The sequence below is a fragment of the Mucilaginibacter sp. PAMC 26640 genome (assembly GCA_001596135.1).
GTDB lineage: Bacteria > Bacteroidota > Bacteroidia > Sphingobacteriales > Sphingobacteriaceae > Mucilaginibacter.
Genome location: CP014773.1, coordinates 1221361 through 1235664, shown reverse-complemented (window position 1 = coordinate 1235664; position 14304 = coordinate 1221361). Strand labels below are relative to the sequence as shown.

Annotated in this window: 14 protein-coding genes; 6 read left to right on the top strand and 8 right to left on the bottom strand. The window is 43.4% G+C overall.

Features of this window, described 5'->3' with window-relative positions; translation table 11 throughout:
- Window positions 1-190: 190 nt before the first annotated feature.
- On the top strand, window positions 191-475 hold the full coding sequence (locus tag A0256_05275) for a hypothetical protein (GenBank protein AMR30874.1): 285 nt from the start codon (window positions 191-193) through the stop codon (window positions 473-475).
- A 395-nt stretch (window positions 476-870) separates the two neighbouring features.
- Here the strand turns inward: A0256_05275 and A0256_05270 are convergent, their stop codons facing one another.
- From A0256_05270 to A0256_05245, 6 genes are all read right to left on the bottom strand, one after another.
- Complete coding sequence (locus A0256_05270; GenBank protein AMR30873.1) at window positions 871-1374, bottom strand: hypothetical protein; 504 nt, start codon at window positions 1372-1374, stop codon at window positions 871-873.
- Complete coding sequence (locus A0256_05265; GenBank protein AMR30872.1) at window positions 1371-1952, bottom strand: RNA polymerase subunit sigma; 582 nt, start codon at window positions 1950-1952, stop codon at window positions 1371-1373. The genes A0256_05270 and A0256_05265 overlap by 4 nt, the downstream gene beginning before the upstream one ends.
- Before the next feature lie 381 nt (window positions 1953-2333).
- On the bottom strand, window positions 2334-3221 hold the full coding sequence (locus A0256_05260; GenBank protein ID AMR30871.1) for a dienelactone hydrolase: 888 nt from the start codon (window positions 3219-3221) through the stop codon (window positions 2334-2336).
- Window positions 3222-3461: 240 nt separating this feature from the next.
- Entirely contained in the window at window positions 3462-4991 is a 1530-nt protein-coding gene (locus tag A0256_05255) for a glutamate--tRNA ligase (GenBank protein AMR30870.1), read from the bottom strand.
- A 123-nt stretch (window positions 4992-5114) separates the two neighbouring features.
- Window positions 5115-5744: an NAD(P)H-dependent oxidoreductase gene (locus A0256_05250; protein AMR30869.1), complete on the bottom strand. Its 630-nt coding sequence runs from the start codon at window positions 5742-5744 to the stop codon at window positions 5115-5117.
- A 106-nt stretch (window positions 5745-5850) separates the two neighbouring features.
- Window positions 5851-8112, bottom strand: a complete 2262-nt coding sequence (locus A0256_05245) for a penicillin-binding protein (GenBank protein AMR30868.1) — start codon at window positions 8110-8112, stop codon at window positions 5851-5853.
- Between the two features lie 120 nt (window positions 8113-8232).
- Here A0256_05245 and A0256_05240 point away from each other — a divergent pair, with 120 nt between their 5' ends.
- The 3 genes from A0256_05240 (at window position 8233) to A0256_05230 (ending at window position 10354) form a co-directional block, all read left to right on the top strand.
- Complete coding sequence (locus A0256_05240; protein ID AMR30867.1) at window positions 8233-9321, top strand: ATP-binding protein; 1089 nt, start codon at window positions 8233-8235, stop codon at window positions 9319-9321.
- A gap of 26 nt (window positions 9322-9347) precedes the next feature.
- Window positions 9348-9626, top strand: coding sequence for a hypothetical protein (locus A0256_05235; GenBank protein AMR30866.1), 279 nt, complete (start codon window positions 9348-9350; stop codon window positions 9624-9626).
- Window positions 9627-9733: 107 nt separating this feature from the next.
- Entirely contained in the window at window positions 9734-10354 is a 621-nt protein-coding gene (locus A0256_05230) for a hypothetical protein (GenBank protein AMR30865.1), read from the top strand.
- Between the two features lie 254 nt (window positions 10355-10608).
- On the opposite strand, the gene A0256_05225 is transcribed toward A0256_05230, so the two are convergent.
- Window positions 10609-11181, bottom strand: a complete 573-nt coding sequence (locus A0256_05225; protein ID AMR30864.1) for a peptide deformylase — start codon at window positions 11179-11181, stop codon at window positions 10609-10611.
- Window positions 11182-11202: 21 nt separating this feature from the next.
- The gene (locus tag A0256_05220) at window positions 11203-12435 is read right to left on the bottom strand and encodes a zinc protease (protein ID AMR30863.1); all 1233 of its coding nucleotides are present in this window, start codon (window positions 12433-12435) and stop codon (window positions 11203-11205) included.
- A gap of 147 nt (window positions 12436-12582) precedes the next feature.
- On the opposite strand from A0256_05220, the gene A0256_05215 reads away from it, so the two are divergent.
- Together A0256_05215 and A0256_05210 are read left to right on the top strand one after the other, a co-directional pair.
- The gene (locus A0256_05215) at window positions 12583-13122 is read left to right on the top strand and encodes a hypoxanthine phosphoribosyltransferase (GenBank protein ID AMR30862.1); all 540 of its coding nucleotides are present in this window, start codon (window positions 12583-12585) and stop codon (window positions 13120-13122) included.
- 342 nt (window positions 13123-13464) lie between these two features.
- On the top strand, window positions 13465-14232 hold the full coding sequence (locus A0256_05210; protein AMR34437.1) for a hypothetical protein: 768 nt from the start codon (window positions 13465-13467) through the stop codon (window positions 14230-14232).
- Window positions 14233-14304 lie beyond the last annotated feature (72 nt).

Sequence of the window (14304 nt, the reverse complement as noted above, 5' to 3'; positions counted from 1 at the left end):
CCGGAGGAGCAGCGTGTTTATAGCAAGATAACCCTGACAGAACGGCTCCATAGATACCACTTCCGCGTGTTAATTAAAAAAGTAAATTCCACCGATTCGGATTCCAATGCTGTAAAATCACCAAACAAATACTTTTATCTTTGCACACCAGGCATTTTGCCTGACCGTTTAAAACACCAACACAATTATTATGAAATATGTAGCATCCCGCCTTTCAGAAGGCAACAAGGTTTTTCCTGCTGAAATTACAACTGAAGAAAATGGAATTACGATTCGCTTGCCGGGATTGTTTAGTTCGGACACTACCACCATCGCTTACGGAAGTATTTCAGCTGTGGAGATTGACACGCCGTTAATAGGATACTCCACCATAAGGTTTTACCATAGCGGCAATAAAGTGGAGGCGCACGGCTTTTCTAAAAGCGACGTGAAGGAAATAAAGGATTTTATTGAGAATGGAAGAAACCGCGTATAAAAATTAGCGATTATATTTAAGAAAACCAGTGGCATGCAGCAAACCTGCATGCCACGGTTATATGTGGGCCACTGTGTAGCGGCTGTAAAGTCCGTATTGTTATTATGCAGCGACAAGTAACTGCTGAATAAACTGCAAATTCTTTTTGCGTTGTTGCTCGGCTTTAAATTTAGTCAGATCCTGGTCAATAATCTTTTTCAATTCGATGTCGAAAGCTTTTAACAGGATGGTAGTTTGTAGTGAAGTTTTCATAATTTTTAAGATGTTGATACTATACTTATATTAATAACAATGCCAGATTTTAGCCAAGTGTAATTAAAAGTGAAAAAGGCCTCAGAGGGCCTTTTGCTGTATAGAATAATATACATCCGTTAAGGGATTTTGCATCAGATCGGCTAGTTTTTCACCAGTGGTTTCCTGCGGAGGTAAGCATCCAGCAGAAACAGGCCCATTACTACATCAAAGAATAAGAACCCTTTGAGCACTGGCGCTGTAAACATGTTTTTAACCTGGTTGAAATTGAGTTGCTCCGGCATTTTAATATCAAAGGATACAGCACCGGCACCAGTCCAGTTTACGCTACCCAGGCTCAATAATACCAGCGCGGCTATCGTTACAATAAAGAAACCGGCAATACCCCAGATGATTCGCTTATTGATGGCTGCTTTAAGCGGCTGGCGTGAATTTTCGGTGCGGATGGTTTCCATCACCTTATAGGAAAAGGCCATTGATGGTTCGTCGAGTTCCTGCGCGCCAAATTCCTGGTTCAGTTGAAGCAACTCCGCATACTTACTGCTGTAGCGTTCATCGCCGGCAATTAAAGCGGCAATAGTTTTCTCTTCTTCGGGCGTACAAAAACCGTCAATGTAGTTCCAAAGTTGTTCTTCTATACTGTTCATATCAGTTCTTTAACTTCGTGTTTTAAATTACGCTCCAGCTTATCTTTCAAACGCTGGCGCGCCCTAAATAGTTTCACTTTTACGGTATTGGCCTCTATGCCCAAAACCTGAGCAATTTCTTCAAGTGATTGCTCGCCTTTGTAAAACAGGGTAATGATGGTTGCATCATCCGGCAGCAACTGCTCAATTGCCTGGTTCAAATAAAACGATCGTGATTTATATTCAATATCATCAGTTTCATAAGAACCGGGCACCTGTGCTATTTGTAAATAACTGTCTTCGCCATCAATAGAGGTGGTATCCACCCGTTTTTTGCGTAAAAAAGTCATTGCGGTAGTATAAACAATGCTGTACAGCCAGGTACTGAATTTAGATTGCTGCTGAAATGAACCCAGCGACCGGTAGGCTTTTATAAAGCAATCCTGAGCAACTTCTTCTGCATCCTCACGGGCTTTGGTAAACCGCAGCGCCAGCGTAAATACAAAACGCTGGTGCCGCTTTACCAGATCAGCATATGCCGACTGGTTCCCCGCCAGGGTTTGTTGTATCAACTCGATATCTGAAAGCTTGCTTTGCATATATTACAACCTCTCTGACTACCGGTAGCCTACTTAGGTTACACCCTGATCTATATTCTTTTGGTTTTTAATTGAGAACATGGAAAAGTGTAAAGCTAAGCCAGTACAATAGTTGAAAAGTGTAAACCTATTTCAGTACAGTGCAGCGCAGCGTTCCAGCCTGTTCCACCAGGGTGTTCCACTTCTTTTTTTAAGGAATATGGAATTTTCGATAAGTATTTAACCGGTAGTATTTTACAATATTTACCTCAATAACAGGGATGTTCCAACTTGTTCCATCGCATACCTGCAAGTTGCTGTCAATCAGCGTGAAAGGCAATTTGGGTGTTCCGCCTTCACAAAGTGGAACACCCGAAGCCCAAGAGCCGGCAGTTAGCTTTATTAAGCCAGGTTGGCCTTAAAGAAATCAATAGTACGCTGCCAGGATAGCTCGGCTGCGGCCTTATCATATCTTGGCGTAGTGTTATTATGAAAGCCGTGATTAGCGCCCTCATAAATAAAGGCCTGGTACTTTTTATTGTTGGCTTTTAATGCGGTTTCGTAAGCGGGCCAGCCACCGGTAATGCGGGTATCCAGCGATGCATAGTGCAGCATCAGCGGTGCTTTTATCTTAGGCACGTCTTCTATAGCGGGTTGGCCCCCATAAAAAGGAACGGCCGCTGCCAGATCCGGCACGCGTACCGCCATCATGTTGGCAATACCGCCGCCGTAACAAAAACCAACCACGCCAATTTTGCCGTTGCAATCTTTATGGGCTTTCAAATATTCGAAGGCATCAATAAAGTTCTGTTCCATTTCGCCTTTATCGCGCTTAGCCTGCATTTCGCGGCCTGCATCGTCATTGCCGGGATAACCGCCAAGTGGCGTTAAAGCATCTGGTGCCAGGGTAATGAATCCGGCCAGCGCCGCCTGCCTTGCTACATCTTCAATATAGGGGTTTAAACCACGGTTCTCGTGTACTACTATAATAGCTCCCAGCTTTTTCTTTGCATCTACCGGTATTGATAAAAGGCCTTTGATGTTACCGCCGCCCTTCGGAGAGGGATAAGTAATATATCCTGATTTGAGGCGTGGATCATCAGCTTTTACCTGTGTGGTAGTTTTATAGTCGGGCATCAGGAAACTCATTAAGGCAGGTACGGTTATGGCACCTACTGCATACAGCGAAAGTTTCTCTACAAAAGCCCGCCTGTCCAGGCGATCGTGTGCATAATCGTCGTACAGGTCAAACACCTCCTGCTTAATGTCTTCCTTTTTTATCTGGCTCATAATTTTTGGTTTTAATCAAATTTAAGCAATCAAACTAATGGCTGCTGTGCATTGTTGTAACACTCTCGTTACCTGTAAGTTTGGGGATGATGTTGCATTATTATGCAATAGCGACTGCTAGTAAATAGAAAAGCACCAGCAGGAGTGCTGATGCTTTTGCATATTCGTTATTGGTGCCATTTCGGGCGACTAAGCTTTGTATCCTTAGTGATCCGGAATGGTCATCGGGCTATTCAATAATTAAGCAGCAGGGGCGGTAAATACTTCCAGTCCTTTATCTATTCTCTGCATTGTTTCGGCTTCGCCTAATATCGCAGCAATATCAAAAACATGCGGGCCAAATTTTCCGCCTACCAGCATAATGCGGAAGGGCAGCATCAAGTCACCTAATTTTAATCCTTTTTGTTCTGCCAAAGCTTTAAATGCGGCCTCCAGGCCTGCAGCTTCAAAAGTATCGGTATGGCTGAACACCTCTTTCAACTCGTTAAAAAAAGCGGTTTTAGCATCATTCCACTTCGGCTTTACCGATGCGGCATCGTAGGTTAAGGGAGCCCGGAAGAAATAGCCTGCCTGCAAATAAAAATCAGTTAGCAGTACGCAGCGATCTTTTACAATATCAATGATCTTAAGCAAATAAGCCTCGTTATTAACAGTAATGCTATTTGATCTTAAAACTTCAGCTACTTTAAGCTTCAGGTTTTCTGCAGGCTGCGTTTTTATCCACTCGGCGTTGTACCATTTGGCTTTTTCGTAATCAAATTTAGCGCCTGCCTTGCTGATCCGGTCAATGGAGAATTTCTCTATCATTTCGGGCAGCGTAAAAATCTCCTGGTCGGTACCGTCGTTCCAGCCCAGCATGGCCAGTAAGTTCAGGAAAGCCTCCGGCAAAAATCCTAACTCGCGAAAGCCTAGGGTTAACTCTTCTGTTTTAGCATCAAACCAGTTCATGGCATAAACCGGGAAACCCAAGCGTGCGCCATCGCGTTTGCTCAGCTTGCCATGCCCGTCTGGCTTTAATATCAGCGGTAAATGTGCCCATTTCGGCATTTCCTCTTTCCAGCCTAAATAATCCCATAGCAATAAATGCACAGGAGCAGATGGCAGCCATTCTTCACCGCGAAAGGCGTGTGAGATCTTCATCAGGTAATCATCAATAACCACGGCTAGGTGATAGGTTGGCATACCATCGGCCTTAAGCAATACCTTATCATCCACCTGGGCGGTTTCAAAGCTTACATAGCCGCGAATCATATCATTAAAACTGATCGTTTCGTCGTCGGGCATTTTTATGCGGATCACGTGGGGCGTACCGTTATGCAATAAGGTCTCTACTTCCTGCAATGGCAGGCTGAGCGAGTTTCGCAACTCATTACGGTGTGCGTGCCCATACTGAAAGTTAGGCACTTCTTTACGTTTGGCATCCAGTTCTTCGGGCGTGTCAAAAGCATAATATGCATGGCCCTGGGAAACCAGCCGTTCGGCATATTCGCGGTAAATAGGCTTGCGCTCACTTTGGCGATAAGGTGCATATTGGCCGCCTTTGGCAGGGCTTTCATCAGGGATTATTCCGCACCATTGCAAGCAATCGGCTATATATTTTTCGGCCCCATCCACATAGCGATTTTGGTCGGTATCCTCAATACGTAAAACAAAATCACCACCATGTTTTTTGGCGAACAGATAATTGAACAACACGGTACGCACGCCACCCAGGTGTAAACCACCTGTTGGACTCGGCGCAAAACGAACTCTTACTTTTTTATCAGACATTGCGGGGGCAAAGATAGGTTTTAATAGCTTAAACCTAAAAATAGGAATAACATAGCAACTTCAGCAAATGCAAAAGGGGCAGACTAGCTACCCCTTTTATAAAATATGTTTGAAGCAAACTATTTAGATGTGAATGAACAGATCTTCTTTAGATTTACGCACTTTAGCTAATTTCGCATAGTCGTCATCTTCGGCACGGTAACCTATAGGTGCAATAACGCTTACGGTTAAGCCTTTTTCTTTAAGACCTAAAATTTCATCAAATTTTGGCCCGTCAAAACCTTCCATAGGGCAGGCATCTATTTCTAGTTCAGCAGCAGCGGTTAACAATACGCCCAATGCGATGTAAGCCTGTTTATGCGACCAATTAATTTTTTTATCCTGTGGCATGTTGTTTATAGCGCCTACCATCATTTTTTCATAGTCGGCGAGGTAACTACGGTCCATATTGCGGGTTTCGGCAATTAGGTCCACATACTCATTAACCCGGGCTTCGTCAATAGTGGTTTCTGAAGCAAAGATGATCACTTGTGATGCATCTGTAATTTGCGCCTGACCGTAACCTGCAGCACGCAGTTGTTGCCTTATATCAGCATCTTCCACTACGAGGATCTTGTAGGTTTGCAATCCATAAGATGATGGCGATAGCTGCACAGCATCCAGTAAAGTATTTAATTTATCAGCAGCAATCTTTTTAGTGCTGTCGAATTTTTTAGTGGCATATCGCCAGTGTAGTTGATCAATTATAGACATTTCGTAATCTTTTGTTCAAACATATATGTTTAAACACTCAAAATAGTCATAAATAAGTAAAGCCTATCAAACTGATAGGCTTTTAGATATTTAAATGACAAATGGGTTAAGGCATTTTATCCTTCAAATCCCGCTCATTATCTTTCTGCTCTTGTTTGAGTCGTTTTTTTTCCTCTTTCACTTCTTTTTTGGTTCGGCCCGCGGTATCAACGTTATCTATCTTCAGCTTATATTCAGCCTTCATTTTCTCAATGTCGGCTTTTATACGCGTTTTGATCATCTCGTTAGTTTCTTTAATCTTTTCTTCAGCTTTGGCTTGGACGGTATCTTTTTTACCAAATAGCCGCTGGAAGAAATTGGGCTTTTTGGCAGGCTCGTCAAAAACCGGCGGTGCCACGCCTACTCCGGCATTTTCATCATTTTGTTTAAGGAGACTGTCAGCAATAGCGGTGTCTGCTGGCGCTATACCGCGGCGAAGGCTTTCTTTTAGCCGAACATTATAAAACCCGTAAGCACTGCTATCCCGTTGCGTTAAACCCTTGCCCGCCATAAGTCTGCCGATCAGGTTAAAATAACCATGTAAGCCGGGGCGCAAGGAGCCATCGGGCTGAAAGGAATAAAGTCCTGCCTTAGGATTAGGAACAATGCTGGCCAGGTAAATACTTTCGCCCAAAGTTAGTTCTGATGGTGATTTTCCAAAATAATAGTGTGATGCCTCGCTGATACCGTAAATATTGCGGCCCCATTCAATAATGTTAAAGTACACCTCCAGCATCCGGTCTTTACTCATCAAACGGGTATTTTCTATCATCCATACGATCAGAATCTCCTCTATTTTACGCGAAAGTGTTTTGTTCCTGCTGAGAAAAGCGTTCTTGACCAGTTGCATAGAAATGGTGCTGCCGCCGCGTTTGAATTTCTTGTCTTTAAAATCGGTAGCCAATGATTTGCGGATAGATTCTTCCACAAAACCTTTATTGCGATAAAATGAGGGGTCTTCAGCAGTCATTACCGCGTTACGCAGATCAGGTGAAATTTGGTTAAGGGGTGTAAATTCAGGGTTTTCGGGCCCGATGGTATGTGGCGACATTGGTTTGCCTTTTTCATAAGGCACGTATACAAAAGTTTTGTTCAGCTTGTCAAAATCGGTTTTGCCGAATTTGACTATTCGGAAGTTATTTTGGTCCAGCCTCGAATCGAACTGAAGATCATCGATGTGCTGGGAATTCATGAAAAAATTCAAACTATAGTTTAGCTTTCCTGCTACCTGCATTCCTTCAAGTGATTCAAACATGCCAACCGGAAAGGAATCAAAAATATCCTGAGCGTTGAGCCAGCCGGTATGGATCTTCATTTCGTAGATCTTAACAGGATTCAAAGTATACTTCAGATAAGGATTGGCGGTAATCTTTTTCAAATGAATAACCGATGAACTATCCAGCGATACGTAGTTTGATCCCACAAAAACATTTGCGTCGATTGACCCGGCAGGTACAATAATATCTGTTGTAGACAGGCCGGCATGGTTGATCAATAAGTTGCGAACGGCACAATAAGTGTAAATTTTAGTTTCACCATCGCTGTTGCGCACTTTAGTTAATTTGGTGGTTAGCGTATCAAAGTTCAGTTTAACTTTAAACTTCTTTTCGATGATCGGCAGCTCCACTTTTTTGCCGTCTGCATACAGGCGAATGTCAATATCTTTATCTGATGGGTGCATCTTGCCATCGAAGTGCCAGGTAGATGCTGCAATGCCATCGTTTATTTTGATGGTAGAGGCTAACTTACCGTCACGGATCAAGGCAGTTTGTGCAAGCGCTGTGATATGGGTACTATCATCGGTTGCCGATATCAAGAAATTGGTAAGAGAGAGATTATCCGGGATTTTGTAAAGTACCTGGTTAATGAGGTTATCGCTCAGGTCGGCAAGATCTACTTTTTTGGAAGTGCTCGTACTGTCTTTTTTCTTTTTAAACAGGAAATCAAAGTTTTTTACCCCTTTAATATTGGTTAAATTCAGGTGCCCGTTTTGCAATACCACATCACCAAGTTTAATATTGCCAAAAATGAGCGGCAGGACCTTTACGCTTACATCAAAAGTTTTGATAGATAGCAGGCTATCACGCTGATCCGGAACTATTGAGATATCGGTAAACGCAACTGTAGCCAGTCCTGTAAACCGTGCCGAACCTATTTTTACATCTAAATTATAATCCCTTTTTGCTTTTGCTTTAGCTTTGCCAATGGCACTTTGCAGTATGGCTTCGCGTTTGGAGTAAGCAATATATCCTCCAATTAAAACGATAATCACCAACACGGCAGCCACTATACCAGCAATACGAATATACTTAGGATTGATACGGCGCATCTGAAAAATTTACTTCAAAACTAAACTAAATATGCAGCGGTGCAACGCGTGGTTGCAGCTATTTGTTTTATTAACAACGCTATCCGACCCCTGTTTTCGTATTTTTGCAACAATAATAATATGAGCATTACGCAAGAACAAGTTTTACAAGCGCTTAGCAACGTAGAAGAACCCGACCTGAAAAAGGACCTGGTTACTTTAAACATGATACAGGATATTGTTATCGATGGCAATAAGTTGAGCTTTTCGGTGATTTTAACCACCCCGGCCTGCCCACTAAAGGCATTAATAGAAAATGCCTGCCGCAACGCAATAAAGCATTTCATCAGCCCGGAGATTGAGGTGAGTGTTAACATGACTTCGCGTGTTACATCGCAAAAAAACACTGGTGTTCCCGGTGTTAAAAATATCATCGCCGTAGCCTCAGGCAAAGGTGGTGTAGGTAAATCAACGGTATCAGTTAACCTGGCACTTGCACTGGCAAAAACTGGTGCTAAAGTGGGCCTGATAGATGCAGATATCTACGGGCCATCTATCCCAATCATGTTCGGGCTGGAGGGTGCGCGACCGATGGCGACTAACGTAAACGGAAAAACGCGCATTGAACCAATTGAGAAATACGGGATCAAACTACTATCGATAGGTTTCTTTACAGATCCTAATCAACCCGTGCCATGGCGCGGGCCAATGGTATCAACAGCGGTTAAGCAATTGTTTAATGATGCCGACTGGGGTGAGCTGGATTACCTGGTGATAGATCTGCCGCCGGGTACCGGCGATATTCACATCACCGTAACGCAAAGCTTCCCGGTTACTGGTGCTGTGATTGTTACCACCCCACAAAATGTTGCGCTGGCCGACGCTAAAAAAGGAATTGGCATGTTTATGATGAATGCCATCAATGTGCCAATACTGGGTATTGTGGAGAACATGAGCTATTTTAGCCCTGCTGAATTGCCGGATAACAAGTATTACATATTTGGGCAGGGCGGCGGCCAGAAACTGGCGCAAACCTTAGACGTTCCATTCTTGGGAGAGATCCCTTTGATAAAGGGGATAAGCGACAGCGGCGATGCCGGCAAGCCCATTGTACTGGAAGAGGACGGCAAAATGAGCTTAGCATTTATGGAAATGGCCCGCCGCGTTGCGCAGCAGGTATCCATAGCTAACGCTGAAAAGGCGAATGTTATGAATGTTGCAAATAATTAATAACTTTACGTATATATAAGATCAAAATGAGTTTAATTGAACAGGTGGAAGCAGCGTTAGATACCATTCGCCCATATTTGGAGGCAGATGGCGGTAACGTTTCTGTAGAAGAAATTACGCCTGAAGGAGTTGTTAAGCTAAAATTGCTGGGTTCATGCGGGTCTTGCCCGATGAGCATCATGACTTTGAAAGCGGGAATAGAGCAGGCCATCAAAAAGGCTGTGCCGGATATAACCAGCGTAGAAGCGGTAAACCTCACAGATATTGACGACCCTAACGCTGTGCTGCCTGAAAACTTGAGGTAGTGTTAAGGATTGTTAAATTACACCCTGATGTATTCGAATGGCGTATTTTTGCGTTCCTGTTTACAAACAATTTAAAACAGGGGCCGTATAATAGGTACGAGTTGTAAATGAAAAGATTAGTTGGCATATTATTTTTGTTGGTGTCGTTTTCGGCATTTGCCCAAAAGGAGAAACCGTTGGTGCAATTTACCGGCGTTATTTACAATGCCGACAGTGCCAGTATCGTTGTGCCTTATGTAAGCATCACCAATAAAAGTTATCACAACGCGGTTACCGTAGCTAATTATAATGGCTATTTTTCATTTGTTGTTCATGAGCAGGATACGGTAAGTTTTACAGCGGTGGGTTACAGCCCAGTAACAGTTGTCATTCCATCTAATTTAAATAAAAGTTATACCACCCAGATAAAAATAAAACCCGCTATTACAAATTTACCCGTATTCAGGGTATTTCCATGGGCCACAACTGATGAATTCCGCAGGGATTTTGTCACTGCGAAGCTAGCGGATGACGATTTAGAAATTGCCCGAAAAAACGTAAGCAAAGCTACCCTTGCCGCGCTGAACACATCACTGCCGAGAGACGGGCAGGAGATCCAGTCGGCCAATGCCCAGCAAATGCATACCAATATTGTCAATTCGCACTCCATAACCAATCCGTTGCTTAACCCGCTTGCCTGGGGTAGTCTGATCAAGTCGATCACCGATGGGGAGAAAAAAGCCAATTAAGAACAAAGAAGAAGCAAGAGATCAAGATTCAAGAGACAAAATAAAATATCCTACAAATAAGAAGGCCGCGACATTTGTTGCGGCTTTCTTATTATATCAGGTATTTCCTGACTCTTGGATCTTGATTTCTTGAATCTTATTCTAATCTTCCCCTATCACTTCTCTCCTGGCTCTCAGGTCTTGATATCTTGAATCCACTCTTTCTTGGCTCTTAAATCTTGATTTCTTGCTTCTTGATTTCTTGCCTCTCTTTTTTAGCGTCCTTTCTTCGCGTCCGGGAACTTCATTTTGTAGTCAACGTCAATAGCACCTTTGGAGATATCGTTGAGCTTTTTCTCTATTAGGCGTTTACGTAACGGGCTTAACTTATCGGTAAATAATTTACCTTCTATATGATCATATTCATGTTGGATAACCCGGGCAGCCATACCTTTAAAAGTAGCTTCATGGTGCTTCCAATCCTCATCGTAGTAGGATATGCGAATCTCTGGTTTGCGGGATACATCTTCCCTGATATCGGGGATGCTTAAACAGCCTTCGTTAAAAGACCACTCTTTACCACTCTCCTCTAAAATAGATGCGTTGATAAAAGCCTTTTTGAAATCCTTTAGCTCCGGTTCATCATCGTCAAAGGGCGTACAGTCCACCACAAACAGGCGCATACTCATACCTACCTGTGGGGCGGCCAAACCAACACCACGTGCACCGTACATGGTTTCGTACATGTTATTAACCAATTCTTTAATATGAGGATACTCATCCGGCTCTATAGAAGTGGCCTTGCGCCTTAAAACCGGGTCGCCATATGCCACAATAGGATATTTCATTATACAAAAATACAGGTTTTATTATTTAGGCTCAAATAATAAGGTGATCATACGGTCATTATCAAATATTTCGTTGCTAATTTCCAGCAACTTTTCGCCTGTTACTCCATTTATCTTCTCAAAGATGTCCTCCAGCGAATCGATCCGGTTAAAATCGAGCAGGCTTTTAGCCATACTGATGATGAGGCTCATGCGGCTTTCTTCGGCCAAAGCAATTTGCCCGATAAACTTTTCCTTTGCTTGTTTTAGCTGTAAAGACCCTATTTTATTATCTCGCAGTTTTTTTAGTTCTTTATGCACCAGCTTCAATGCTTTATCGGCCTTGCCAGCATCGGTGCCAAAGTAAATGGAAAATATACCGGTATCGGTAAGGGATGTGTAATTGCTTTCGATGGTGTAAGCGATGCCATATTTTTCCCGGATCTCCAGGTTTAACCGGTTGCTCATACCCATGCCACCCAGCAGGTTGTTTAGCAGTAATAAGCCATACTTGTTTTCATGTGCCGAAGGATAGGCCCGGCTGCCCAAAACGCAATGCGTTTGCGAGATAGGGAGTTGTTTAACGTAGTGCCCGGCAACCGTGATGGGCGAAGGTGCTACCCGGTTCTTTACCGCAGTATTCCCGGGCACGTTACCAAAATACTTTTCGCAAAGCTTTATCAGTTTGTTGAAGTCATAATCGCCAAATACAGCAAATACCATTTGGTGGGTATTGTTGTTGGCCAGCATAAATTGTTTGATGTCGGCACCGTTTAATGCAGCAACCGTTTCCGGGGTGCCTAAAATATTTTTACCGATGGGGTGATCTTTAAACAGATACTCCTCAAAATCATCCTGAATGGCTTCCTCCGGCTGATCCAGGTATGACGCGATTTCATCCTGAATCACACCGCGCTCCTTTTCAATCTCTTCTTCCGGAAAGGTGGAATGAAACAGGATATCTTCAAAAAGATCTACAGCCCGCTCCAGGTGTTGCTGAAGCAACGACGCGTGGATACAGGTATATTCTTTGGTGGTATAAGCGTTAAGGTCCGCACCAACCAATTCCAGCCGGTTAAGGATCTGAGTGGTGCTGCGTCTTTCGGTTTCTTTAAAAAGCATATGCTCTATAAAGTGAGCCAGGCCTTCTTTCTCGGGTTGCTCATCGCGCGATCCGGCGTTAAGCACAAAGCAGCAATGCGTTATAGGCGAGGGTGAATGTTTAAATAATATGCGGATGCCATTGGGCAGCGCGTGTACGTAGTGATCTATCATTGAGGCTGCAAAGATAATGTTTAAATTATTCCCGATAAGTAAGCCCAACAAAGGGTTTACAAATGTTTAGGTTGCGCGGCTTGGTTTTTTCATGTTCATGACGATAATTTTACACGCTGATATCCGGATTTAGTTTATTTTAGTGAGATGAAACTACAAATAGCCGACCTGGAATTTGAACCGCTGATTTCTTATGAACAGGTACTTCAGCGGGTTGCGGAAGTTGCACAACAGATCAACGAGGATTTTGAAGGCAAGTCGCCAATATTTGTGGGTGTTCTCAATGGAAGTTTCATGTTTTTTGCCGATCTGCTTAAAGAGATCATCCTGCCCTGTGAAATTACATTTACCAAGCTGTCCTCTTATTTTGGCGGCGTATCCAGTACCCAAACTATCCGCGACGATTTCGACCTGACGGGGGATATCAAAGGCCGCGATATTATACTGGTAGAAGATATTATCGATTCCGGTAATACCATTCGCTATCTCATCCAAAAATTGACGCTGCGTGAGCCGGCTTCCATTACCGTGGTATCGCTGCTTTTTAAGCCAGATTCGGTGGTTTATAGCATTGAGGAGTTAAAATATGTAGCGTTCCAGGTTCCGAACGATTTTGTGGTGGGTTACGGCCTTGATTACCGGGAGTTGGGCAGGAACCTAAAGGGGATTTACAGGAAGATTGGGTAAGATGGTGCGCTAAGGGACCCACTAAGATGATAAAGCATGTAAGATTTATTATTGGTCGATTCTTTTACTTCTTAGTAGTTCAAAGCAGATTGTTTTAATTAGACCTTATGCATATCCTTTGCGTTTTTTTAAGAAATCTTAGTGTCCATTATAGTGCTACACACCAAGCTTTTTTAAAAAATGCTATCAAAAAAGGATAGCTTCCCACTAAAATATATTTTTGCAAATCCCGAAATCTATTCTACATTTACCGCGCAAATCGCATACCGGATATCTTCCCCGATCGTCCTAAAAACCCTCCCAGGAACCTACAGGCAGGCGATAAAAATTAAACAAATCAACATCATGTATTTACTTATTGTATTAGCTGTCGCCATTGTGCTGGTAGTTATTAGTGCGCACATTGCACAGGAGTATCAACGCGCTATTGTTTTTCGTTTGGGCCGTTTCCACCGCACCGCCGGGCCGGGACTATACTTTATTATTCCGTTTGTAGACAGACAGATCACTGTGGATGTGCGTACCCGCACGGTAGACCTGGAGCAGCAGGAAACCATTACCAAGGATAGTGTTACTATTAAAGTAAATGCCGTACTGTGGTTTAAGGTGATCAACCCAGAGGATGCGATTATTAAAGTGGCCAATTACAACATGGCAGTTTACCAGTTTGCGGTGACGGCATTACGTAATATCATCGGTCAGCACCATTTGGATGAGGTACTCCGCGAGCGGGAAGAGATCAATGCTACCATGCAAAAGATCGTAGATGCAGCCACTGAACCATGGGGCATTAAGATCGTAATGGTAGAAATGAAAGATGTGGAGATACCGGAATCGATGCAGCGTGCCATGGCCCGGGAGGCAGAAGCCATCCGCGAGAAACGCGCCAGGATCATCAAAGCAGAAGCGGAACTGGAAGCCTCTATCAAGCTTACGCAGGGGGCCAAACAAATGGAAGGCAGCCCGATTGCTTTGGAACTCCGCCGTATGCAGATGCTTTCGGAGATCGGTATCGATAACAACACTACTACTATTGTTTTAGTACCATCAGACTTTACGAACGCAGCGAAGAGTTTTACAGAAATGGTGAGTAAGACAAAGGAGAGCTAACCCTAAACGCGTTGCTGACTTTATTTCAGTATCTCACACGCAAAGTCCCACTGTGCGTGTGGGATGCCGATA

Bases quoted from the DNA above. Each gene is read 5' to 3' on its own strand.
- A0256_05220 (AMR30863.1), bottom strand. From the start codon at position 12,435: ATGATAGATCACTACGTACACGCGCTGCCCAATGGCATCCGCATATTA.
- A0256_05270 (AMR30873.1), bottom strand. From the start codon at position 1,374: ATGAACAGTATAGAAGAACAACTTTGGAACTACATTGACGGTTTTTGT.
- A0256_05225 (AMR30864.1), bottom strand. From the start codon at position 11,181: ATGAAATATCCTATTGTGGCATATGGCGACCCGGTTTTAAGGCGCAAG.
- A0256_05235 (AMR30866.1), top strand. From the start codon at position 9,348: ATGAGTTTAATTGAACAGGTGGAAGCAGCGTTAGATACCATTCGCCCA.
- A0256_05265 (AMR30872.1), bottom strand. From the start codon at position 1,952: ATGCAAAGCAAGCTTTCAGATATCGAGTTGATACAACAAACCCTGGCG.
- A0256_05255 (AMR30870.1), bottom strand. From the start codon at position 4,991: ATGTCTGATAAAAAAGTAAGAGTTCGTTTTGCGCCGAGTCCAACAGGT.
- A0256_05215 (AMR30862.1), top strand. From the start codon at position 12,583: ATGAAACTACAAATAGCCGACCTGGAATTTGAACCGCTGATTTCTTAT.
- A0256_05230 (AMR30865.1), top strand. From the start codon at position 9,734: ATGAAAAGATTAGTTGGCATATTATTTTTGTTGGTGTCGTTTTCGGCA.
- A0256_05275 (AMR30874.1), top strand. From the start codon at position 191: ATGAAATATGTAGCATCCCGCCTTTCAGAAGGCAACAAGGTTTTTCCT.
- A0256_05250 (AMR30869.1), bottom strand. From the start codon at position 5,744: ATGTCTATAATTGATCAACTACACTGGCGATATGCCACTAAAAAATTC.
- A0256_05240 (AMR30867.1), top strand. From the start codon at position 8,233: ATGAGCATTACGCAAGAACAAGTTTTACAAGCGCTTAGCAACGTAGAA.
- A0256_05260 (AMR30871.1), bottom strand. From the start codon at position 3,221: ATGAGCCAGATAAAAAAGGAAGACATTAAGCAGGAGGTGTTTGACCTG.
- A0256_05245 (AMR30868.1), bottom strand. From the start codon at position 8,112: ATGCGCCGTATCAATCCTAAGTATATTCGTATTGCTGGTATAGTGGCT.